At 70.2% G+C, this 23,142-nt stretch carries 20 protein-coding genes; 5 read left to right on the top strand and 15 right to left on the bottom strand.

Annotation, left to right across the window (positions count from 1 at the left end):
- Nucleotides 1-2: 2 nt before the first annotated feature.
- The 3 genes from ACZ6SA_RS35330 to ACZ6SA_RS35320 form a co-directional block, all read right to left on the bottom strand.
- Entirely contained in the window at nt 3-440 is a 438-nt protein-coding gene (locus ACZ6SA_RS35330) for an NUDIX hydrolase (RefSeq protein WP_347644689.1), read from the bottom strand.
- Between the two features lie 295 nt (nt 441-735).
- Nucleotides 736-1,113 (bottom strand): YchJ family protein, encoded by a 378-nt coding sequence (locus tag ACZ6SA_RS35325; protein ID WP_347644690.1) that lies wholly within the window; start codon nt 1,111-1,113, stop codon nt 736-738.
- 46 nt (nt 1,114-1,159) lie between these two features.
- On the bottom strand, nt 1,160-2,014 hold the full coding sequence (locus ACZ6SA_RS35320) for an NAD-dependent protein deacetylase (RefSeq protein ID WP_465833107.1): 855 nt from the start codon (nt 2,012-2,014) through the stop codon (nt 1,160-1,162).
- Nucleotides 2,015-2,325: 311 nt separating this feature from the next.
- On the opposite strand from ACZ6SA_RS35320, the gene ACZ6SA_RS35315 reads away from it, so the two are divergent.
- The 4 genes from ACZ6SA_RS35315 to ACZ6SA_RS35300 all read left to right on the top strand — a co-directional run bounded on the left by ACZ6SA_RS35315 (nt 2,326) and on the right by ACZ6SA_RS35300 (nt 7,766).
- Complete coding sequence (locus ACZ6SA_RS35315) at nt 2,326-3,450, top strand: PP2C family protein-serine/threonine phosphatase (protein ID WP_465833105.1); 1,125 nt, start codon at nt 2,326-2,328, stop codon at nt 3,448-3,450.
- A gap of 59 nt (nt 3,451-3,509) precedes the next feature.
- Nucleotides 3,510-4,673 carry a pyridoxal phosphate-dependent aminotransferase gene (locus tag ACZ6SA_RS35310; RefSeq protein ID WP_465833103.1) on the top strand — a complete coding sequence of 388 codons (1,164 nt, stop codon included), beginning with the start codon at nt 3,510-3,512 and terminating at the stop codon, nt 4,671-4,673.
- Between the two features lie 109 nt (nt 4,674-4,782).
- Entirely contained in the window at nt 4,783-7,086 is a 2,304-nt protein-coding gene (locus tag ACZ6SA_RS35305) for an ATP-binding cassette domain-containing protein (protein WP_443153204.1), read from the top strand.
- 17 nt (nt 7,087-7,103) lie between these two features.
- Nucleotides 7,104-7,766, top strand: a complete 663-nt coding sequence (locus tag ACZ6SA_RS35300; RefSeq protein ID WP_347644694.1) for a hypothetical protein — start codon at nt 7,104-7,106, stop codon at nt 7,764-7,766.
- A 43-nt stretch (nt 7,767-7,809) separates the two neighbouring features.
- Here ACZ6SA_RS35300 and ACZ6SA_RS35295 read toward each other — a convergent pair whose 3' ends face one another.
- Together ACZ6SA_RS35295 and ACZ6SA_RS35290 are read right to left on the bottom strand one after the other, a co-directional pair.
- Nucleotides 7,810-8,691, bottom strand: coding sequence for a hypothetical protein (locus ACZ6SA_RS35295; RefSeq protein ID WP_347644695.1), 882 nt, complete (start codon nt 8,689-8,691; stop codon nt 7,810-7,812).
- Between the two features lie 32 nt (nt 8,692-8,723).
- Entirely contained in the window at nt 8,724-9,632 is a 909-nt protein-coding gene (locus tag ACZ6SA_RS35290; protein ID WP_443153202.1) for a S66 peptidase family protein, read from the bottom strand.
- Nucleotides 9,633-9,720: 88 nt separating this feature from the next.
- Between ACZ6SA_RS35290 and ACZ6SA_RS35285 the strand changes: the two genes are divergently transcribed.
- Nucleotides 9,721-10,608: a sulfotransferase family protein gene (locus tag ACZ6SA_RS35285; RefSeq protein WP_347644697.1), complete on the top strand. Its 888-nt coding sequence runs from the start codon at nt 9,721-9,723 to the stop codon at nt 10,606-10,608.
- Here the strand turns inward: ACZ6SA_RS35285 and ACZ6SA_RS35280 are convergent.
- From ACZ6SA_RS35280 to ACZ6SA_RS35235, 10 genes are all read right to left on the bottom strand, one after another.
- On the bottom strand, nt 10,577-12,466 hold the full coding sequence (locus ACZ6SA_RS35280; RefSeq protein ID WP_347644698.1) for an ABC transporter ATP-binding protein: 1,890 nt from the start codon (nt 12,464-12,466) through the stop codon (nt 10,577-10,579). The two genes, ACZ6SA_RS35285 and ACZ6SA_RS35280, sit on opposite strands and share 32 nt — an antisense overlap.
- A 118-nt stretch (nt 12,467-12,584) precedes the next feature.
- Nucleotides 12,585-13,406, bottom strand: a complete 822-nt coding sequence (locus ACZ6SA_RS35275) for an enoyl-CoA hydratase/isomerase family protein (RefSeq protein ID WP_347644699.1) — start codon at nt 13,404-13,406, stop codon at nt 12,585-12,587.
- 147 nt (nt 13,407-13,553) lie between these two features.
- Nucleotides 13,554-13,769 (bottom strand): helix-turn-helix domain-containing protein, encoded by a 216-nt coding sequence (locus ACZ6SA_RS35270; RefSeq protein ID WP_125642298.1) that lies wholly within the window; start codon nt 13,767-13,769, stop codon nt 13,554-13,556.
- A gap of 113 nt (nt 13,770-13,882) precedes the next feature.
- Nucleotides 13,883-15,481 carry an ABC-F family ATP-binding cassette domain-containing protein gene (locus ACZ6SA_RS35265; protein WP_465833294.1) on the bottom strand — a complete coding sequence of 533 codons (1,599 nt, stop codon included), beginning with the start codon at nt 15,479-15,481 and terminating at the stop codon, nt 13,883-13,885.
- 111 nt (nt 15,482-15,592) lie between these two features.
- Nucleotides 15,593-18,172: an exo-rhamnogalacturonan lyase family protein gene (locus tag ACZ6SA_RS35260; protein ID WP_465833098.1), complete on the bottom strand. Its 2,580-nt coding sequence runs from the start codon at nt 18,170-18,172 to the stop codon at nt 15,593-15,595.
- A 35-nt stretch (nt 18,173-18,207) separates the two neighbouring features.
- Nucleotides 18,208-19,116: a carbohydrate ABC transporter permease gene (locus ACZ6SA_RS35255; protein ID WP_347644702.1), complete on the bottom strand. Its 909-nt coding sequence runs from the start codon at nt 19,114-19,116 to the stop codon at nt 18,208-18,210.
- An 11-nt stretch (nt 19,117-19,127) separates the two neighbouring features.
- A complete protein-coding gene (locus tag ACZ6SA_RS35250) occupies nt 19,128-20,105 on the bottom strand; it encodes an ABC transporter permease (protein ID WP_347644703.1) in 978 nt (325 codons plus the stop codon).
- Nucleotides 20,106-20,167: 62 nt separating this feature from the next.
- A complete protein-coding gene (locus ACZ6SA_RS35245) occupies nt 20,168-21,685 on the bottom strand; it encodes an extracellular solute-binding protein (RefSeq protein ID WP_465833095.1) in 1,518 nt (505 codons plus the stop codon).
- A 32-nt stretch (nt 21,686-21,717) separates the two neighbouring features.
- Nucleotides 21,718-22,344, bottom strand: coding sequence for a YesL family protein (locus ACZ6SA_RS35240; RefSeq protein ID WP_347644705.1), 627 nt, complete (start codon nt 22,342-22,344; stop codon nt 21,718-21,720).
- Nucleotides 22,345-22,469: 125 nt separating this feature from the next.
- On the bottom strand, nt 22,470-23,126 hold the full coding sequence (locus ACZ6SA_RS35235; protein WP_465833093.1) for a DUF1961 family protein: 657 nt from the start codon (nt 23,124-23,126) through the stop codon (nt 22,470-22,472).
- Nucleotides 23,127-23,142: the final 16 nt, after the last annotated feature.

The following is a 23,142-nucleotide window of genomic DNA, read 5'->3' as shown; positions in this document are numbered from 1 at the left end:
GCTCACCCGATCACGGGAAGGCGCAGGCCGGCGGCCAGCGCGTCCCGGAGCACCGGCACGTCAGGGGCGAACAGCGGCTCGGGCAGGGCGCCGGGGGCGCACCAGCGCAGCTCGGCGGCTTCCCCGTCACCGTTTCCCGTCCGGGCCAGGGCCGTGCCCAGGAAGACGGCTCCGACGAAGTGCCGCAGCGAACCGCCGGGATAGCGGTGGACCTGCGTGGCCGGGTCGCTGTAGATGCCGAGCAGGCCGTCGATGCGCGCCTCCCACCCGGTCTCCTCCCTGCACTCGCGGAGCGCGGCCTCGCTCCACGACTCACCCGGCTCCAGACCGCCGCCCGGGATGCCCCACGTGGCGTCCTCCGCGCGCCGCATGAGCAGGATGCGACCATCGGCATCGCGCAGCACGACGCCGGCGGTGACTCTGACGGCGAGTCCGGTCATACGGGGAGCATCCTTCGCGTCGACGGGCGTGAGGCGTGCCCGGGCACCCGAGCCCAGGACGAGATCGCCTCTCGCGACTCTACCGGCGCGAGCGCAGCCCACCCCCACACTCAAAGGCCGCTTTTCCCGCAGAAAAGGACACCCAGCGGCAACCACCCCGGCCTCTGACCGCCTTCCGTCAAGGCTTGGCGCGCCCCGCCCGGCTCTCGCCCATGGACCACACGACTCGACGTTCTCCGGTGACGTTCGCATTTCTTCGATCACTTCAGGAATCCATTGAATCGTTCGTGACGGTTCACGAAGCGCCCGCGTAGACCCAGTGTCCGTCCAGGCGGACGAATCTGCTGTGCTCCTCCTGCTCCCCCGCCCGCCCGCGCTCGACGTAGTGGGCGCGGAAGCGTACGGTGCCCTCGGTGTGCACGACGCTGCCTCCGGTGCTCTCCAGCACCTCCAGCCGCACCCAGCGCATCTTCCTGTCGAGCCCGAGGCGGGCCGGGCGGGTGGAGGGATGCCAGGTGCGCAGCAGGTAGGCCTCGTCGCCCGTCGCGAACGCGCTGAACCTCGACCGCATGAGCTGCTCGGCGGTGGCGGCGGCCGCCTCGCCCCGGTGGAACCTGCCGCAGCAGTCCTGGTAGGGGGTGGGCAGGCCGCAGGGGCAGGAACGAGGTGCCATGCGCTCCATTGTGCCGCCCGCGTGCCCTCGCCGAGCCGCCCCGCCGCTACCCCGCCCGAGTGATCTCACCGAGTCGTGCGGTGAGGCCGGACAGCGTGGGGCCCAGCGGGGCGTCCACGGTGAGGGTCGCGTCGGCGTCGCCGCCGGTCGGGCCCTGGTTGACGATGGCGATCGGGATGCCGAGCTCGGCGGCCCTGGTGACGAACCGCAGCCCCGACCTGACCTTGAGCGAGGAGCCGAGCACGAGCAGCGCCCGCGCCCCCGCCACCGTGGCGAAGCATTCGTCGACGCGGGGCCTGGGCACGTTCTCGCCGAAGAACACGACGTCGGGCTTGAGCAGCCCGCCGCACCCCGCGCAGTCGACGACCTGGAACCCGGCCACCTGCGCGTCGGTGAGCACGGCGTCGCCGTCGGGGTTGATCGCGCCCGAGGCGGCCCACCCGGTGTTGGCCTCGCGCAGCCGGCGTTCCAGCTCGGCCCGGGAGGTGCGCTCCCGGCACGACAGGCAGGCGACCCGGTCGAGCCCGCCGTGCAACTCGATCACCCGCAGCGCGCCCGCCGCCTGGTGCAGCCCGTCGACGTTCTGGGTGACGATGCCGGCGAGCAGTCCGCGCCGCTCCAGCTCGGCCACGGCCCGGTGCCCGGCGTTGGGCCGCGCGTCGCCGATCTGCCGCCAGCCGACGTGGCTGCGCGCCCAGTAGCGCCGCCGCGCCTCCGCGCTGCCGACGAACTTCTGGTACGTCATCGGCTCGGCGCGGCGCGAGCGGCCCGTCGGCCCCCGGTAGTCGGGGATGCCCGACTCCGTGGACAGGCCGGCGCCGCTGAGCACCGCCACCCCGCCCCGGGCGACCAGCCCGGCCAGCTCCGCGAGCTCCGCGGTCGTCGTCGTCACACCATCCATGGTGCCCGACCCCGCACCGTGCCTCGCTCGCCGGTGCGGCCGGCCGCACCGGCGGGTGAGGCCGGCCCGCCCGCCCTGGCTTCCGGCGGGACCGCTGTTCCACCTGCCGGGTCCGGTCCGCTCACGCTCGCACCCCGACCGGCGGCGATATCAGACGGTAACGTTAGATGCACGGTATGCTACCGATCGCCATCGACGACCTCGGGAGACGACAGTGCCTGGCCGTTCCTTGTTCCCTCCCCGCGATGCACGACGCCGTTCCGCGTTCCCGCCCCGGGACGCACGACGTCGCAGGCCCATGAGGGACGGTCGTGGCGCGTGAACGGCGGCGGCCGGGCCGGCCCAGGATCCCGACGCCGGCGTTCGCGGCGGGCGTGCTGCTCGTCACGGCCGTGGTCATCGGGCTGGACCTCGTCACCGGCACGGCGGTCCGGCTGTTCCCGTTGCTGATCTTCCTGCCGGCGATCGTCTCGGGTCTCGGCACGGTGCGCCAGACGGCCGCCGCCTCGGCGTGGGTGCTGCTGGTGGTGGCGGGCACCACCTACTTCCTGGGCGCGGAGCTGGACGACAACCTGATCGCGGCCGGGTTCACGGCGCTGTTCGGGGTGCTGAGCGTGGTCGGGTGCCGTTATCGGGTGCGGCGCGAGGAGGAGGTCGACCGGCTGCGTTCGTCCGCCTCCGCCCTGCAACGCCTGATCGTGCGCCCGCTGCCGCTGCGCACCGCCGACGTGGAGGTCGACGGCCTCTACCAGCCGGCGACGGAGGACACGCTGGTCGGCGGCGACATGTACGAAGTGGCCGCGACCCGTGACGGCATGCGGGTGCTGATCGCCGACGTGCAGGGCAAGGGCCTGCCGGCGATCGGGACGGCGCTGGTCGTGCTCGGCTCGTTCAGGGAGGCCGCCTACCGCGAGGCCACGCTCGCCGGCGTCGTGGACGCGCTGGAGAAGTCCGTGGTCAGGCAGAACACGTTCGCCACCCAGACCGGGGAACGCGAGCGGTTCGTCACCGCGCTGGTGCTCGACATCGGCCGCGACACGGAGGTCGAGGCCATCAACTGCGGGCACCTGGCCCCGTACGTCATCCGCGACGGCGACGCCGGCCAGGTGCCTCTCGGCGACCCCGCCGTGCCCCTGGGCCTGGCCGCGCTGGCGGCCGAGCCGCGGGCGGTGGCGCGCTTCGCGTTCCCGCCGGGTGCGACGCTGCTGCTGTGCACGGACGGCGTCACCGAGGCGCGCGACTCCGGCGGCACGTTCTACCCGCTCGGGCGGCGCCTGCGCGCGTGGGCCGCCGACCCGCCCGCCAGGCTCGCGCAGGCGGTGGGCGCGGACCTGCGGGAGTTCACCGGCGGGACGCCGCGCGACGACGTCGCCATCCTCACCCTGCGCAGGACGGCCCGGACAGGGGCGCGGGGAACGGCGCCCGCCGGCGGGTGAACCGGCCCGGCGATCGGCGCGTACCTCCACACATCGGACACGTGTTCCATGGAGGTGTCGTGGAGCTCAGCCTCTTGCGGGCACAGGCGCACAGCCCGTCGTACTTCTCCCTCATGCGCGGCTCGGCCGGGGAGCGCGCGCCGGTGGACTTCTGCATCCCGTGCAACCCGTATTTCCCGACGCCCGAGATCTTCGAGCATCTCGGGAGGAACCTGGAGACGATTCTCACGTTCTATCCGAGTGACGCGAACACCATCGCCGAGGAGCTCTGCTCCACCCTCGGCCTCCACCCCAAGACGGTCGCCATGGGCAACGGGTCGACGGAGCTGATCACCTGGATCGACCATCTCCTGGTGCGCGAGAGCCTGGCCGTGCCGATCCCCACGTTCGGCCGCTGGACGGACCAGCCGCTGGAGACGGGCAAGCGGGTGGACATGTATCCGCTGCTGGAGAGCCGCAACTTCGCGCTCGACGTGAGCGACTACGTCTCGTTCATCCGTACGCGCGGCTCCCGGGTGGCGGTGATCTGCAACCCCAACAATCCCGACGGCGGCTACCTGCCCAAACACGAGGTGCTGCGGCTCCTCGACGAGCTGATCGACCTGGACCTGGTGATCGTGGACGAGTCGTTCGGCGAGTTCGTGGACGCCGAGCCGTACCCGGGGGTGGCCGCCGAGGCCGCGGTCCGGCCGAACGTGATCGTGCTGCGCAGCCTGGGCAAGAACTTCGGCCTGCACGGCATCCGCTTCGGCTACATGGTCGCCAATCCGGCGCTGGCCGGGCGGGTGCGCGACGCGCTGCCCAAGTGGAACCTCAACTCGTTCGCCGAGGTCGTGGTGTTCATGATGCGGCAGTTCTGGCCGGAGTACCAGGACAGCCTCAGGCGGCTCGGCAACGACAGGCGGGCGATGTTCCAGCAGCTCAGCACGATGCCGGGGCTGTCGGTGTTCGCGTCGCAGGGCAACTTCCTGCTGGTGAAGCTGCCGCCGGGCCACGACGGGGTGCCGCTGCGCGACCACCTGCTCACCGAGCACGGCGTGTACGTCAGGGAGTGCGGCAACAAGCTCGGCACCACCAGCCAGTTCCTGCGCCTGGTCGTGCGGCCGCAGGAGGACGTGCGGCGGCTGCTGATCGGCATGACGCAGTTCCTGTACTCGGGAAGCCTGCACGAGATCCCGGTCATCGGGCTCCACCACCGGCACGTCAACCCGCTGTCCGCCTGACCCGCGAGCGCCCGCCTCCTACGGCGGGCGCGAGCGGCCGGCCGCCGTTGTAAGCTGTCCCAGCTATCGCCTTACGGCATAAACAGTCGGCCGACGACGGAAGGGTTCCGTGCTCTCCAGCCAGCAGGCAAGCGCCGTCCAGCCTCACGATCACACCGCCGCTGACAGCCACGACCGCATCCAGGTCCGTGGCGCCAGGGAGAACAACCTCAAGGGCGTCTCCCTCGACATCCCCAAGCGACGTCTCACCGTCTTCACCGGAGTGTCCGGCTCCGGCAAGTCCTCGCTCGTCTTCGACACGATCGCCGCCGAGTCCCGCCGGATGATCGACGAGACGTACACCGCGTTCATCCAGGCCTTCATGCCGAGCCTGGCCCGCCCCGACGTCGACGCGCTGCACAACCTGAGCGCGGCGATCATCGTCGACCAGGAGCGCATGGGCGCCAACGCCCGCTCGACCGTGGGCACGGCGACCGATGCGCACACCATGCTGCGCATCCTCTTCAGCCGGCTCGGTGAGCCGCACGCCGGCTCGGCCGGCGCGTTCAGCTTCAACATGGCCGAGGGCATGTGCCCCGAGTGCGAAGGGCTGGGCAAGGCGTCCGACATCGACGTGGACGAGCTGGTCGACAGGGAGCTGTCGCTGAACGACGGCGCCATCAAGATCCCCGGCTACCCGGTCGACAGCTGGCCGTGGCAGGTCGTGGCCGGGTCAGGCCTGTTCGACCCCGCCGTCAAGCTCAAGGACTTCACCCCCGAGCAGTGGGACGACCTCCTCCACAAGCCGCCCACCAAGCTCAAGTACGGCTCCAACAACTTCACCTACGAAGGGCTCGTCACCCGGGTCAGGCGCGCCTACCTCGCCAAGGACCGCGAGTCGATGCAGCCGTCGGCGCGGGCGTTCGCCGACCGGGCGGTCAAGCTGACCCGCTGCCCGTCCTGCGCGGGCTCCCGGCTCAACGAGGCCGCGCTCGCCTGCCGGATCGACGGCAGGAACATCGCCGACTGCTCGGCCATGCAGGTCAACGACCTGGCCGCCTTCGTCCGCGGCATCGGCAGCCAGGCCGTCGGCCCGGTGCTGGACGGCCTGCTCTCCACCCTCGACTCGCTGGTCGAGATCGGTCTCGGCTATCTCAGCCTCGACCGCGAGTCGTCCACGCTGTCCGGCGGCGAGGCGCAGCGGGTCAAGATGGTGCGCCACCTCAACTCCAGCCTGACCGACGTCACCTACGTCTTCGACGAGCCGACGGCCGGCCTGCACCCGCACGACATCCAGCGGATGAACACCCTGCTGCTCCAGCTGCGCGACAAGGGCAACACGGTGCTCGTCGTCGAGCACAAGCCGGAGACCATCGCCATCGCCGACCACGTCGTCGACCTCGGCCCCGGCGCCGGCGCGGCCGGCGGTCAGCTCTGTTACGACGGCGACCTCGACGGGCTGCGCGCCTCCGGCACGCTGACCGGCCGCTACCTCGACCACCGGGTACGCCTGCGCGAGGAGGTCCGCAGCCCGTCGGGGCAGCTGCCGGTCAGGAACGCCACCCTGCACAACCTGCGCGGCGTGAGCGTCGACATCCCGCTGGGCGTGCTGACCGTGGTCACCGGCGTGGCGGGGTCGGGCAAGAGCTCGCTGATCCACGGCTACGTCGCGGGCCGCGACGGCGTCGTGGTGGCCGACCAGTCGCCGATCCGCGGCTCGCGCAGGAGCAACCCGGCCACCTACACCGGGGTGCTCGACCCGATCCGCGCGGCCTTCGCCAAGGCCAACGGCGTCAAGCCGGGCCTGTTCAGCGCCAATTCGGCGGGGGCCTGCCCGAAGTGCAAGGGCATCGGGCTCATCTACACCGACCTCGCGATGATGGCCGAGGTGGCGTCGGTGTGCGAGGAGTGCGAGGGCAAGCGGTTCACGCCGGAGGTGCTGACGTACACGCTGCGGGGCAAGAACATCAGCGAGGTGCTCGCCATGCCGGTGGCCGAGGCCCGCGACTTCTTCACCACCGGCCAGGCCCGCACGATCCTCGACCGGCTGGCCTCGGTCGGCCTCGGCTACATCGGGCTCGGGCAGCCGCTGACCACGCTGTCGGGCGGCGAGCGGCAGCGGCTCAAGCTGGCCATCAACATGGCGAAGAACGGCACCACGTACGTGCTGGACGAGCCCACCACGGGGCTGCACCTGGCGGACGTCGACCAGCTTCTCGCCCTGCTCGACCGTCTGGTGGACGACGGCAACACGGTCATCGTGATCGAGCACCACCAGGCCGTCATGGCCCACGCCGACTGGATCGTCGACCTGGGCCCGGGAGCCGGTCACGACGGCGGCCAGGTCGTGTTCTCCGGCACCCCTGACGAGCTGGTCGCCACCGGATCCTCGCTCACCGCGCTGCATCTGCGCGACTACGTGAGCCGTCCATAGCGCCCGTAGGGGGAAGCATGCGGCCTGACCGGCCGGGCGAAGCCCGCGCGGCGGACCTGCGTGCCCGGCTCCGGCACGTCTACTGGATCGGCGGCGGAAGCGGCGCGGGCAAGTCGACCGTCGCCCGCCGCCTCGCGGACCGGCACGGCCTGCGCCTGTATGCCACCGACGACGTGATGCCGGATCACGCCGCCAGGAGCACGCCCGGCGCGTGCCCGCACCTGCACGCGTTCATGGCCATGGACATGGACGAGCGGTGGGTGAACCGGTCTCCCGAGACCATGCTGGAGACGTTCCACTGGTTCCGGGGCGAGGGCTTCGGCCTGATCGTCGAGGACCTCCTGCGGCTTCTCGCCGGACCTCCCGTGGTCGCCGAGGGCTTCCGGCTGCTGCCGCACCTGGTGAAGCCCCTGCTGGCCAGGCCGGACCGGGCCGTCTGGCTGATTCCGTCGCCCGGGTTCCGCCGGGAGGCCTTCCGCAGCCGGGGCTCGCTCTGGCAGATCGCCGGGAGGACGGGCGATCCGGACAGGGCGCTGCGCAACCTGCTCGAACGCGACCGGATGTTCACCGAGCGCCTCGCCGGGGAGGCGCTCGGGCTCGGGCTGCCCGTCATCGAGGTCGACGGCACGATGACCGAGGACGACCTGACCGACCGGGTGTCGGCGGCGTTCGGGCTCTGAACGGCGGGCGGCTCCGATCGCGACGGAGGGCCAGGAGGGGGTGTCAGACGGCCAGGCGGGCCAGGACCTCGGCGAACTCCGGCGGCGGCGCCACGACGAGGCGGGCGTGGCCGCTCTGCAGCACGATGTCGGCCTTGATGAGCGTCAGCACTCCCCGGTGCCACCAGTAGACCTGCGCGCTGAGCCCGTCGGTGCGGGCCGCGTGCACCCGCAGCCGCTCGATGGCCCGCACCACCCCGATCCCGTCGACCGGATGGACGAGCAGGGTGTACGGGTCGGGCAGCACCACGAGCGCCCCGTCGGCGGGCACGGGCAGGTAGGAGCCCAGCCACCGCAGATGCGTGGCCGCGGCGGGGGTGGCCGCGGTCAGGCGGGTCACCGGCGTGCCCGACAGTTCGATCCTCTCGGCCAGCAGCCGCTCCTCGCGCCGCACGTTGGCCACGGCCAGGTCGAGGGCCCGCGCCGGCGGGACGGGCCAGCAGCCCGCCTCCTCGGGGCGCACGGCCCGCGTGCCGATGGTGAGCAGCTCCACGAGGTCGGCGTTGAGGTGGCGGCCCACCACGCGGGTCAGGTCGCTCACCTCGTCGACGGACTCCACCCGGGTGCGCATCAGCGGCTTGGCCTGCTCCAGGTCGCAGACGTCGAGCCGGTCACCCGCGGTGGCGACGGCGTGCGCGAGGTGCTCGGAGACCAGCATCGGCCAGTCTTCCCTGGCTCTGCGCGCGGCCTCGCGCCGCAGCCCGGTGAGCCGGACGACCAGCGGCTCGCCCGCTTCCGTGGCGCTCGTCAACCTCACGGAGCCTCCGTCGCGGGCGAACGCGAAGGTGTATCCGAGGGACTCCGCGACGAGCGCGAGCAGGGAATCGAGGTCGACGTCCTCGACCGGCCGGCGTGAGGGTTCGCGGTCGCGCCCGAACAAATTCACGCGCCGTGTCCCTTCTGTCGGTTTCGTCCCTCCTACCTTGCCTGCTCCTCATCGCCGATCCGACCAGCCAGGGAGCACGATTCGGTATCGATAACACCAAGCGCTCCCAGCCACACGCTCATCTGAGGCGACCCGTGACCCACCGGCAACCCCGCCACCACCGGCACCCCCAGCGGCGCCAGGCGGTCGCGCAGCACCGGATAGGGATCGCCGCAGTCGACCCACGAGCCGAGCGCGACGCCCCGCACGCCCTCGAACACCCCCGCCTGCAACAGCTGCGTCAGCATGCGGTCGATCCGGTAGGGCTCCTCGGTCACGTCCTCCAGAAAAGCGATCTTGCCCTGGAACGACGGCTGCCACCGGGTGCCGCACATGGAGGCCAGCAGCGACAGGTTACCGCCGGACAGCACGCCCTCGGCCCGCCCCGGCGCCAGCACCCGGTCACCGTGCACCCGGTAGTCGTGGGCGGGGCCGTCCGCGCCGAACAGCGCCGCCCGCAGGCTCTCCCAGCTCTGCGGCTCCGGCTGCTTCTCGTCGGCCATGATCCGGGAGGCGGGCATCGGCCCGTGCAAGGTCGGCACGCCCAGCTCGACGGCGAACGCGTTGTGCAGCGCCGTGATGTCGCTGGACCCGACGAGGACCTTGCGGCCCGCCGCCCGCATGGCGTTCCAGTCGAGCCGGTCGAGCAGCCGCGCGGCGCCGTAGCCGCCCCTGCAGCAGAACACCGCGGAGACGGCCGGGTCGCACCAGGCCGCCTGCAGGTCGGCGGCCCTGGCCGCGTCGCTGCCCGCGAGGTAGTCGAGCTCCTGGCGGTCGAGCGCGTGCGCGCCGAGCACCACCTTCAGCCCCAGGCTCTCCAGACGCTCGACGCCGCGCCTGAGCATCACGGCGTTGGGCGGGCCTGACGGCGAGACGATCGCGACGGTGTCACCCGGCTGCATCGACCAACTCCTTCCATGCCTGCTCCGGTGAGCACCGATGCGGCACTGGCTTTTCCACGTGCCAAACGGTGCCACACTTACCTGTCGTATGCGACTTCCGCCCCACATCCTCGTGGTCAACGGCGTCAAGGTCCGCCGGCCGGTCTTCCTGCTCGGAGCCCCGCATTCCGGTACGGATCTGCTCGCCCGCGCCCTGAAACGATCCCCTGGCTTCCACGTGACGATGGGCCGCGCGAGCGTGGCGCACGTGGTGTACGCCTTCGCCCGCAAACCGTCGCTCGCCGCCACGTCCGGCGCCGTGCGCGTCATGCGTGACGCCCTCGCCGAGTCGTGGCAGGTGCTGCCCCGGTCGTGCGGCCAGTGCGCCGAACCGTGCAGGGAGGCCGGCGGTGTCACCGGCACCGGCCCCTGCGTGAGCACCGGCGACGTCACCCGGTTCGGAGACGGCAGCCCCGACCTGCTCTACAGCGTTCCCGTGCTGCTCCAGGCCTTCCCCGACGCCCGGTTCGTGCAGCTCATCCGCGACGGCAGGGACGCCGTGGCCGGCATGCTGGCCGATCCGGCGTGCCTGGCCTGGTTCAAGCCGGCGATGCTGACAGGCCAGACCGAGTTCCCCAACGCGTTCTTCGGCGTCAGCAAGGACGAGCACCTCGACCGGTGGCGCGACATGCCGGACGCGGGCAAGAGCGCGCTGCGCTGGCGCAGCGCCGTACGGGTCAGCGCCGAGCTGCGCAGGACACTGCCCGAGGAGCAGCTGCTGACGCTGCGCTACGAGGACCTCGTGCTCAGGCCGCAGCAGACGGTGGCCACGCTCGCGGAGTTCCTGGAGACGCGGGTGTCCAAGGTCGTCCTGTACGACCCCGGCGTCCCCAAGCCGGGCGCCCACACCTCCCGGCTCGGGCGCGACGACGTCAAGCTGGTGGAGAAGGTCGCCCGCGAGGAGCTCAAGCGGCTGGGCTACCTGAAGAAGAGGTGAACTGGGTGCGGTAGAGCTCGGCGTAGAGCCCGTCGCGCGCCAGCAGCTCGTCGTGCCGGCCGCGTTCGGCGATGCGGCCGTCGTGGACGACGAGGATCTCGTCGGCCTCCCTGATCGTCGACAGCCGGTGCGCGATGACCAGCGACGTGCGGCCTGCCAGCGCGGTCTTCAGCGCCACCTGCACCGCCGCCTCCGACTCGGAGTCGAGGTGGGCGGTGGCCTCGTCGAGCACCACCACCCGCGGCGCCTTGAGCAGCAGCCTGGCCAGCGCGAGGCGCTGCTTCTCGCCGCCGGACAGCCGGTAGCCGCGATCGCCCACGACCGTCTCCAGCCCGTCGGGCAGGCCCTCCACGAGGTCACCTATCTGCGCGGCCCTGAGAGCGTCCCAGATCTCCTCGTCGCCCGCGCCTGGCCTGGCATAGCGGAGGTTGGCCGCGATCGTGTCATGGAAGAGATGAGCGTCCTGCATGACCACCCCCACGGTGTCGCGCAGGGAGTCGAGCGTGGCGTCGCGCACGTCGAGCCCGTTGATCCTGACCGCGCCCTCGTTGACGTCGTAGAGGCGGGAGACCAGCGACGTCATCGTCGTCTTGCCGGCGCCCGAGTGGCCGACGAGGGCGATCAGCTGCCCCGGCTCGGCCCGGAACGAGACGCCCTTCAGCACCGGATGGGACGGGCCGGTGTCCTGCCGGGCCACCGACTCCAGCGAGGCCAGCGAGACCTCCTCGGCGGCGGGATAGCGGAAGCGAACGTCGTCGAACTCGATCGTCACCGGCCCCTCGGGCACCGGAACGGCGCCGGGGCGCTGCGCCACCATGGGCTCGAGGTCGAGGATCTCGAAGACCCGGTCGAAGCTCACGAGGGCCGTCATCACGTCCACGTGCACGTTGGACAGCGACGTGAGCGGGCCGTACAGGCGCATCAGCAGGGCGGCCAGGGCCACCAGCGTGCCCAGCTCGAAGACGTCGGAGACGGACAGCACGCCGCCGATGCCGTACACGAGGGCGGTGGCCAGCGCGGCCACGAGCCCGAGGGCGACCCTGAACACGGTGCCGTACATGCCGACGGTCACGCCCACGTCGCGGACCCTGGCGGCCCGGCTGCCGAACATCTCGGCGTCGTCCTCCGGCCGGCCGTAGAGCTTGGCGACCGTCGCGCCCGCCACGTTGAACCGCTCGGTGGTGACCGAGCTCATCTCGGCGTCGAGCTGCATCTGCTCCCGGGTCAGCGCGGACATGCGGCGGCCCACGAACTTGGCGGGGACGATGAAGATCGGCAGCAGCACCAGCGCGACCAGGGTGACCTGCCACGACAGGGCCAGCATCGCGCCCAGCACCAGGACCAGGCTGACCACGTTGGAGACCACGGACGACAGCGTGCTCGTCAGCGCCCGCTGGGCGCCGATCACGTCGGTGTTGAGCCTGCTGACCAGCGCGCCGGTCTGGGCCCGCATGAAGAACGCCACCGGCATGCGCTGCACGTGGTCGAACACCTCGGTGCGCAGGTCGAAGATCAGGCCCTCGCCGATGCGCGCCGAGAACCACCGCTGCACCAGCGTCAGACCGGCGTCGACCACCGCCAGCACGGCGATCGCCACGGCCAGCCCGACCACGACGCCGGTCCGCTTGGGCAGGATGCCGTCGTCGATGATCGCCTTCATCAGCAGCGGGTTGGCGACCACGATCACCGCGCCCAGCACGACTAGCACGAGGAACGCCACGATCTGCCTGGTGTAGGGCCTGGCGTAGCGCGCGATGCGCCGCACGATGCCGGGACGCAGCCGCTGCCTGGTCACCGAGTCGTCGCGCCGCAGGGACGCCATCACACCGGGGCCGAAGCCCCCGCCCATCATCGCCATTCGGGATCCTCCTCCCGGCACAGCGCCGCCATGGCGTACGAGGATTCCCGAGTCAGCTCACCGCGAAATCCCGGGGCCTTCCAGTATCCGCCCCGCCCCCTGCCCCTGTGCACCCGCCTCAGCCGAAGAGGGCTTTGAGCCGGGCGGCCTGCTCGGCCCCCTCGGCTGCGCACTGCTCCTCCAGGGAACGGCCCTGCGCCCCCTGGAGAAGTCGCTTGGTCGCGGCGGCCGCGTCCCGGTTGACGGCGAGCAGCTCCGCGATCTTGTCATGTACGGCCTGGTCGAGGTCGCTCCCTGCGACCACGTTCTCCGCGAGGCCGATCCGCACGGCCTCGTCCGCGTGCACCACCCTGGCCGTCAGGCACAGGTCCTTCGCCTTGGCCAGGCCCACCAGCTCGACCAGGGGCTTGGTGCCGGTCAGGTCGGGCACGAGGCCCAGCGCGGCCTCCTTCATGCAGAACGCGACGTCGTCGGCGACGATCCGCAGGTCGCAGGCGAGCGCCAGTTGGAATCCAGCGCCGATCGCGTGCCCCCGCACGGCGGCGATGGAAACGATCTCCGGGCGGCGCAGCCACAGGTATCCCGCCTGAGCCTGCTGCAAGCGCTGCTCGAAGGTGGCGGCGTCAGCAGCGGCCGCCGAGCTGAACGAGCCCTGTCCGGGCACCCCCTCTGGTGTGAACATTCGCAGGTCGATTCCTGCCGAGAAGGACGGTCCCTCACCTTTCACGACGACGACGCGCACCTGCTCGGGCAGGTTCTCGCCGATGCGAGCCAGTGCCGACCATGTCGCGAACGTCATGGCGTTGCGCTTTTCCGGCCGGGCCAGCGTGATCGTCGCTATCTCACCGTCCACCTCGAATCGGAGCCCGCCGTCCGCCGGATTCCCGGCCGAGGCGTCCTCCGCATACCCCCCGCGCTGTTGCGCCCGCGCTTCCGCCATCGCCCGCTCCTCGTGTCCCGGCCGCGCACAGGGTGCGCCGCGGAGTGCTGACCGTCGCGCCCGAGCCTACAGAATGTCGTTCTGGCCCGGGCGCGACGTCGGCTGTCAAGGGACGAGCGGCTGCGGTCGCACGTTCCGAGGCGGCCGTCAGCGCTTGGACTTGCCCCGGGTCGCCCCGCCGCGCCCGCGCAGAGTCACGCCGGACTCGCTAAGGATGCGGTGGATGAACCCGTAGGACCGGCCGGTAGAAGCGGCCAGGGCGCGGATGCTCTCGCCCTGCGCGTAGCGCTTCTTGAGATCGCCGGCCAGTTTTTCCCGGTCGGCCCCGGTGACCCGGGTGCCCTTCTTCAGTGTCTCGGCCACGAGTACCTCCTGTAGTGCCGGACTTCCGCAGCGTTACTCCGCCATGATCAGTCATTTCAGCGGGATCGGCTACCTACTCCACGGGAAAAGATCCGTACCCACTCAAATTAAGATCAGGCAAGTGCCACAAGATCGGAAAATTCGTCGCTCCATGCGTCTTCAGTTCCGTCAGGTAGCAAGATCACCCTATCCGGTGACAGGGCGTCAACGGCACCCTCGTCATGTGTCACTAGGACGATTGCCCCTGAATAGGACCGTAGAGCATTGAGAACCTGCTCGCGGCTGACAGGGTCGAGGTTGTTCGTCGGCTCGTCGAGAAGGAGCACATTGGCGCTCGAAAGCACCAGGATGGCCAGGGCGAGCCGGGTCTTCTCGCCGCCGGAGAGCACTCCGGCCGGCTTGTCGGCGTCCTCTCCCGTGAACAGGAACGAGCCGAGCACCTTGCGCAACTCGGTGTCGGTGAACTGGCCACCGGCCGAGCGCATGTTCTCCAGGAGCGTGCGATCGTTGTCGAGGGTCTCGTGCTCCTGGGCGTAATAGCCGATCTTGAGGCCGTGACCGGGCCTGACCTCGCCGGTGTCGGGCTTCTCCATGCCGCCGAGCAGGCGGAGCAGCGTGGTCTTGCCGGCGCCGTTGAGGCCCAGGATGACGACCCTGTGGCCGCGGTCGATGGCCACGTCGACGTCGGTGAACACCTCGAGCGAGCCGTACGACTTCGACAGCCCTTCCGCCGTGAGCGGGGTGCGCCCGCACGGCTGGGGCTCGGGAAAGCGCAGTTTGGCCACCTTGTCGCTCTGGCGCTCCTCCTCCGTGCCCGCCAGCAGCCGGTGCGCGCGCCGCATCATGTCCTGGGCGGCCTTGGCCTTGGTGGCCTTGGCGCGCATCTTGTCGGCCTGCGCCAGCAGCGCGCCCGCCTGCTTCTCCGCGTTGGCCCGCTCCCGCTTCCTGCGCTTCTCGTCGGTCTCGCGCTGCGCGAGGTAGGCCTTCCAGCCCACGTTGTAGTGGTCGATCACCGAGCGGTTGGCGTCGAGGTGCAGGACCTTGTTGACCGTGGCTTCAAGAAGGGCGACGTCGTGGCTGATGATCACCAAGCCGCCTTGATGGGATCGCAAAAAATCACGAAGCCACCCGATTGAGTCGGCATCTAGGTGGTTTGTCGGCTCGTCGAGAAGGAGAGTTTCCGCTCCGCTGAAAAGAATTCTCGCCAATTCCACGCGCCGGCGCTGGCCGCCGGAAAGCGTTTGCAGCGGCTGCGTGAGCACCCTGTCGGGCAGGCCGAGACTGGAGGCGATGGAGGCGGCCTCCGACTCGGCCGCGTAGCCGCCGAGCACGTGCATCTGGTCCTCGAGGCGGCCGTACTGCTTCACCGCCCGCTCGCGCGTGCGGTCGTCGGCGGAGGACATGCCGAGCTCGGCCTCGCGCAGCTTGCGGAGCACCTCGTCGAGCCCGCGCGCCGACAGGATGCGGTCGCGGGCCAGCACCTGCAGGTCACCGGTGCGCGGGTCCTGAGGGAGGTAGCCGACGCTGCCGGACCTGGTGACGGCGCCGGACGCGGGCAACCCCTCGCCCGCAAGCACCTTGGTCAGGGTCGTCTTGCCCGCGCCGTTGCGGCCGACGAGCCCGATCTTGTCGCCGGGATTGACCCGGAACGTGGCTTTCTCGATGAGCAGGCGCGCGCCCGCGCGCAGCTCGATATCACTGGCGATGATCATGATGGCGGAACACTCCCGAGCTAGGAAACGAGGGTTGGGGCGTGCGACGCCGATCAATCGGGAGTATGCATACCGATCAGTGTAGGGCCCCCGGAGTGGCCCCACCCCTGGTTAATCCTCCGCCAGGTGCTCCGCGATCAGTGCCAGGTTGCAGATCGCTGCCAGGCCGTACTGCGCCGCGCTGTTGGTCGACACGAACGGCGCCTCGCGCACCGGCGACGGCACCTCGGGGCCGTCGACCAGCGTCAGCTCCCACTTCTCCTGGTGCTGCAGCGGGTTGCGGTTGAGCTGGTCGCCCTCGCCGAGGCGGAACTTGCGCCACGCCCACGCGGCCATCCCGGCGTCGCCGGTGCGCGCCGCCGCGTACGCGGTGAGCCTGCTGTGCGCCTGGATCAGCGAGATCCCGCTCAGCCGCCGGCCCACCTCGGCCTCCTGCTGCTCGGGGGTGGCGAGATAGAGGCGGCAGTACTCCAGCCACGCCTCCTCGAAGCCCGGCACGCCCAGATCGAGCGCGATGAGCTCCGCGCACATCTCCGGCAACCCGAACAACGACGACAGGTGCGAGACGGAGATCTGGTCCCGCGAGGTGTCGAAACGGCCCGTCTCCAGGTTCAGCCGGCCCTCACCCGTCAGGAACCGGCGCGGCATCGCCCCGATGTCGGCCATCGTGCCCAGCAGCCGGTCCCTGGCCCGCTCGTCGCCGTGCCGCTCCCACCGGGTCAGCCACGCCGCCGCCAGCGATCCCCAGTCCGTGCCCAGGCCGACCGACAGCCCGGCCGGGTCGGGGGTGTAGACGTCCTCGCGCACCTTGCGCGTGGGGTCGATCGCCAGGAACGTCTCCTCCGGCGTGCTCAGCTCGTCCATGAGGTCGCCGGTGCGCTCGTCGGCGGTCAGGTAGTGGTGGAAGCGGCGGTAGGCGGCGTTGGAGATGCGCAACTGCTTGCAGCTGCAACCCCAGTGCTGCACGTTGTGCCGGCTGCCCAGGCCCTTCCACCTGCCGAGATGGTAGACGTCGACCTCGCCCGTGTGGCGGGTCATGGCCTCGGCGAACCGGAAGACGTCCGCGCGTCCCGTGCGCAGGTACTGCAACCAGAGCCACAGGTCGGGCGACAGCTCCGAGTTGTCCCACGCGTAGCCGCCCACGTCGTAACGCCAGGTGTGCCGGTCGGGGTCGTAGGTGTGCATGACGTCGCCGTAGTCCCAGAAGCCGTACCACCTGCGCTGCTCGCGCTCGCGCACGTACAGGTCGAACAGGAAGTCCAGGCGGTCCTCGATCAGGGCGCGCGCCGGCGTGGAGCGGTCGGGCAGTCCCCACACGCCGAACACGCCGGCCTGCCTGATCCGCTCCGGGGAGACGCGCAGCAGGCCGGGCTCGTTCATGGCGGCGGCGTGCGCGGCGAGGTCCGCGGCCGAGGGCGTGGCGTCGCAGGCGCGCAGGGTCAGCTCGTGCGTACGCGCCACGCCGTGGGCGTCGCCGAAGCCCGGCTCGTAGTCCTCGTACGTGATCTCCAGGCCCTCGAGCTGCTCGGCGAACGTGTCCTGGCCCATCCCGTCGTGGTAGAAGCGCAGGTCCATGGCCGGCGCGGACGGCGACCACAACCAGACGGTGGCGGTGGCCAGGCCGGTGGCGGCGTTCCTGACGTCGAGGCGGGTGGGGTGCAGGCGCCAGAAGTCGCGCAGCCCGAACCCGAGGCCGCCGCTGACGCCGCCGACGTAGCCGTAGCCGCCCGAGCGCGTCCCCGAGGGGATCGTCACCCACGCGTGGCCCTGCGCGGTGCGCTTGCGCAGCGTGTAGCCGTCGGCCGAGCTCTGGTCGAGGGTGTAGTCGTTCCAGGCGGGGATGAGGTGCAGCCGGCTCGCGACGTCGGGGGCGATCTCCCCGGCGGGCCTGCCCTCGACCTGCGCCCTGCGTACGTGCTCGCCGGGGTCGCGGCGCAGGCCGGTCAGGCCGCGTACCGCCTCGGTGAGGAAGCCTTCCGCGCCGGCCAGCCGTACGTGCCTGTCGTGGAGCGGATCGTGCATGACCACGTCGGCGCGCAGGCCGAGCCCGGCCAGGAAGTCCCGCTCAGGGTCGCCGTCGTAGACGAACGTGTGCATGATCCGCACCTGCTCGGCGCCGGCGTGGAAGTAGAGGCGCACGGTGAACGGCAGCCAGTCTCCGTGCCGGCCCTCCAGCCGCACGACGGCGCGCAGGGGGCCGTCCTGCTCGACGGTGACGCTCTCCACGACGCCCTCGCCCTGCTCGCGGACCACGGCGCCGCCCTCGTCGGGGGTGGGCTCACCCTGCCGGAGGCTGACCAGGCGGACGTTCCTGGCGATCTCGCGGCTCCCGCGCGAGATCGAGCGGGCGACCGTCCCGCCGCCGAGCTCCCAGGTGACCACGCCCGTGCTGACGACCAGCCCGCCGCGCTCGCGGGCGACCGTGACGGCCGTCCCGGACGCGGCGGGCTCGCGACCCGGTTCGAGCCGGTACGCCCGCGCGACGTCCCGCTGCGCCCCGATGGCGTGGGCCGACCACTTGACCGAGCCGTCCGGCCAGGTGGCGGTCACCCAGCTCTGCACGGGCACCTCACGGCCCGCGTCGTCGGCCAGGGCGAACGGCGCGTCCCGTGCCACCGTGCCGCGCGGCCACGGGACCCCCCAGGTCGTCCCCTCCTCACCCGGTCGGTCCAGCCAGCGAAGCTCGGTCATGTGATCTCCTTCAGTCGGGGGCTGCGGGCCCTGCCTCATTCCTTGACCGACCCGATCAGCACGCCCTTGGCGAAGTGCTTCTGCAGGAACGGGTAGAAGAACAGGATGGGCAGGGTCGCGATGACGACGACGGCGAACTTCAGGCCCTGCTCCGGCGGCACCCAGGTCCGGTCCATCTGCGACAGGGCGGTGGCGGCGTCGGTGCTGGTCAGCTGCCGCACCAGGACCTGCAGCGTCCACTTGTCAGGGTCGCTGATGTACAGCAGCGGCGACATGTAGTCGTTCCAGATGGCCACCGCGTAGAACAGCGAGAAGGTCGCGATGACCGGCTTGGACAGCGGCAGGACGATCTTGAAGAACACGCCCATCTCGTTGCAGCCGTCGATGCGCGCGGCCTCCTCCAGCGCCTGGGGCAGCTCCTGGAAGAAGCTCTTGACGATGATCAGGTAGAACGGGTTGATCGCCAGCGGCAGGATCAGCGCCCAGTAGCTGTCGAGCAAACCCAGGTCGCGCACCACCAGGTAGGTGGGGATCATCCCGCCGGAGAAGACCATCGTGAAGATGACCAGGTTCAGGACCAGCGTCCTGCCCGGGAGGTACCGCTTGGCCAGCGGGTAGGCCATGGTGAAGGTCAGCAGCAGCTGGACCACCGTGCCGACCGCCGTCACGACGACGGTCGTGAGCAGGGCGCGGACGAACGTGTCGGTGGCGAAGATGTAGGCGTAGGACTCGGTGACGAACTTCTCCGGCCACAGGAAGAACGGGCGCGAGGAGATCTCCGCCTCGCCCGCGAACGATCCGGCCAGCACGTAGAGCAGCGGCAGCACCGTGATGAGCGCCAGCCCGACGAGCACGACGACGTTGAGGGTGTCGAACGTGCGGCTGGCGAGCGAGCCGTGGTTGTCGACCGGCTGCGTGGCCTTGGTCTCGGTCATGGTCGGCATGCCGGGGCTCCTCAGAACAGTCCACGCTGGCCGAGGCGCTTGGCCAGCCAGTTCGAGCCGAAGATCAGGATGACGCCCGCCACGCCCTTGAACAGGCCGACGGCGGTGGAGTAGCTGATGGCGCCCTGCTGGATGCCGGCGTAGTAGACGTAGGTGTCGAACACGTCGGCCACCGAGCGGTTCAGCGAGGTGGTCATGAGCCAGATCTGCTCGAATCCGGAGTCGAGCAGGTTGCCGGACGCGAGGATCGCCATCACGACGACCGTGGGGCGGATCGCGGGCAGGGTGACGTGCCAGAGCTGCCGGAAACGTCCCGCGCCGTCCATGCGGGCGGCTTCGTACAGGTTGGGGTCCACGCCCGCCAGCGCGGCGAGGTAGATGATCGTGCCCCAGCCGGTCTGCTTCCACAGCTGCTGCAGGATGATCAGCGGCCGGAACCACTCCTCCTGCGCCATGTAGTCGACCTTCGCGGTGTCGCCCAGCACGTCGCGGATCCACCCGGAGATCACGCCGAAGTCCGCCGCGAACAGCAGGTACGTCAGCGACGCGACGATCGTCCAGGACAGGAAGTGCGGGATGTAGATCAGCGACTGGACCGACCGCTTGAGGAGGCTGACACGCAGCTCGTTGAGCATCAGCGCGACGATGATCGGCGCGGGGAAGACGATGACGATGTGCAGCAACGCGAGGAACAGCGTGTTGAACATCAGCCGGCCGAAGTCGGGGCCGGAGAAGAGATCCTCGAAGTGCTTGAAGCCGACCCAGGGGCTGCCCGAGTAGCCGAGGAAGGGCAGGAAGTCCTGGAAGGCGATCGTCACGCCGTACATCGGCAGATACTTGAAGAGCACGAAGTAGGCGACGCCCGGGATGAGCATCAGGTAGAGCCAGCGATAGCGCGCCAGCGCCGCGCGGAGCGGCACCTTGCCGGCCCTCCGCCTCTTCGCCTTGGTGGCCGCCTTCGGTGGAGGCGGCGCCAGGTCGGTGGCCACAGCGGCCTCCTTTCATGTGAGAGGCCCGGGACGCGCGGGCCCCGGGCCTCTCGACGCGACGGCTACTGCCCGAGCTTGGACACCAGGTCGTTGATCTCGGCGGCCACCTGCGTGCCGCCGCTGTCGTACCAGCGCTTGATCTCGGCCTTGAGCTGCTCCTCGGTGAAGGTGCCCGACAGATACTTGATCCGGGCGTCCGAGACGATCGTGTCGATCTGCGCGCCCTTCGCGACGGCGGTGGGAGAGACCACGGGCAGCGCCACGTTGTGCACGGCCGTCTTGAGGTCCTCCTCCACCAGCTCCTTCTGGAGCCTGAGCATCTCCTGGTACGGCTCCCCCGACGGCACACGCTGGTAGGCGATCCCGCCGATGGACACGTCACCCTTGGTGCTGAGCTGGATGAAGGCGTCGTCCACGTCGTTCTGGACGGTCTTGACCGCGGGGTCGTCCTCGTTGATCAGCGCGGCGGTGTCGCCGTTCTCGACCTTGAAGTTGCGGCCCTCGATGCCGTTGGTGAGCAGGACCTGGCCCTCCTTGGTCGCCAGCTTGTCGAGGGTCTTCAGCACGTTGTCGAGCTCCGCCTCGGTCCGCACGCTCTGCTTGGAGATGGCCAGGGAGTCGAGGTAGCCGGTGAACGGGTAGGAGAACTTCTTCCCGTCGGAGCGCTTGAGGTTGCCGACCATGGTGACCTTGTCGCCGTAGGTCTCCTTGTCCTGCTCGTAGAACAGGTCGAGCCACTGCCTGGAGCGGATGTTGACGTCGATGATGATGCCGCCCCTGTTCTGCTGGACGGGGTCGTTCCACTTGGCGGCGTCGAGGGTGGCGAAGTCGGGGTTGACCATGCCTCCGTCGACCATCTTCTTCAGCCACCGGTTGGCCTCGAGGAACTCCGGGGTGTCGAAGCCCGGAACGATCTTGCCGTCGCGCTCGCCCCAGCCGTTCGGGGCGCCGAACCAGGTCTCGATCACGTCGTACGGGCTGGAGCTGGCGTAGTTGCCCGGCCATTTCGGGATGACGAGGCCGTAGGTGTCCTTCTTGCCGTTGCCGTCCGGGTCCTTCTCCGTGAACGCCTTGGCGATCTCGTAGAGGTCGTCGACCGTCTCGGGCTCGTCGAGGCCGACCTTCTCCAGCCAGTCCTTGCGGATGACGACCGCCGAGCGCAGCAGCGGCCGCATCCGGTAGAGGCCGTAGGTCTTGCCGTTGATGGAGGCGTTGAGCGCCGTCTGCGCGTCGGCGGGCTTGAGGTTCGGGTACTTGTCCAGCTTGTCGGTCAGATCCCAGAACGCTCCGGCTTGAGCGGCCTTGACGAACGCCGGCAGGTGCGGGTCCACGACCATGACCTGCGGGATGTCGTCCGAGGCGAGCGTGACGTTCAGCTTCTCGGTGTACTCGGCGTTGGGCACCCAGGTGATCTTGAGCTTCTTGCCGAGGAACTTCTCGACCGCCTGATGCATCTCGCCCTTGGGGTCCGGCGCGGTGCCGAACAGCTTCGACATGAAGGTGATCGTGCCGGGGTCCGCCTGGGGCGCCTCCCCGCCGGAGCAGGCGGAGGCGGTGAGGGCGACCGTTAGCGTTAACACACCGGCAAGGAGGCGCCGGCGACGGGATGCGCTCATGAGTTCCCTTTCGAATGCAGTCGCGCCTCGTTCTCCTCGAAGAAGCGCTGGCAGAGCCACGTGTTGAGGTAGATCCACGCGCCGAAGCCGACCACCGGCGCCAGGACGGGCAGCACCGCGGTCGCGTAGGCGATGGACGAGAGCACTAGCAGCAACAGCACGGACGAAGCCGGACGCATGAGCGCTAGCTGTGTCGCTTTGGGCCAGTAGGCCCACAGCGGAAGGTCGTAGTGCACGTAGAGCGGCCCGACGTAAGCCCCCACACCGGCCAGCGCGATGAGCGCCACGAAGGTCGCGATCCGCAACGCCCCCATGCTCGGCCCGGCGGCGGACAGGTACAGGTAGTTGCCGATCAGCACGGTGGCGAGCACCGCGACGGGAAGGATCAGCAACGAGGCGCGGACGAACTCACGCCGGTAGACACTCCAGAAGTCCGCCCAATGAATCGATTCACCGCGCGCGTGGCGACGTGCGACGGTGTACGCGGCCATGGTGGCGGGCCCGATTCCGAGGACCACGCCGCCGAGCAGCGTGAGGGCGATCCACATCAGGTTCAGCCTGGCCGCCCAGAAGAGCTCTGAGCAGACCGCTTGCACCTTCATTGACATGGCTGGATGGCTCATCCCGCAGCACCTTCTGACGGCGTGTGCGCGGACACGGGGGCGGAGTGTTGCTCCGTGGTTCCCCCGCCGTTACAGGAGGGTGAACCCCGGTGGTGTTGCGAAATTAGTGTTGAATCGACTCAAAGTCAATGACGCGAAATCCGGAGATTTCCGTACTCGCCGATGAGCGGGGCCATCTGCCGGAACCCGATCTTGCCTCCAGCCAGGGCAGGCCCGCCCACAGAACCGTCGTCCGTCCACCGGAACGAGACCAAATCGTTGACCGAGAACGTGACCTCACCACCGCGTACGTCGATGCGCATCGTGTACGGGCCGTCGGCGTCGAGCACCGAGGGCAGCGGGTCGGCCCCCTGCGCGACCAGGTGGAACCCGTGGCTCTTGCGCAGGTTGCAGGTGTGCAGGGCGCGCTCCGACGCCCACATGCGGCGGAAGTAGGAGACGTGATAGGCGTCGATGTCGCCGTGGTGGTACTGCTCGTAAGGGCCGGTGCGGGCGGCCAGGCCGGGGTCGAAGAGGTCGGCGCCGTTCCTGCCCCTGGCGTGGAAGAACATGATGGCCAGGCCCGGCTCCCTGATCGGCAGGAAGTCCCACTCGATCCGCACGTCGGCGGGAAGGTCCGCGGGACACCACAGCACGACGTTGGCCGCCTGGCCGTCGGACCGCGGCCTGCGGCTCTCCAGGCGCATGCGGCCCTGGGGGAAGGACGTGACCCCGTCACCCTCCATGCGGAAGCCCGCCAGGTCTTCCGGGCAGGCCAGGGCGTTGCGGTAGAGCTCGGTCAAGAGGGCTCCTCTCAGA

This window comes from Nonomuraea sp. NPDC049378 (assembly GCF_055586745.1).
Note: the sequence above shows the minus strand (reverse complement) of the source record. Positions and strands in the feature narration are given on the sequence as shown.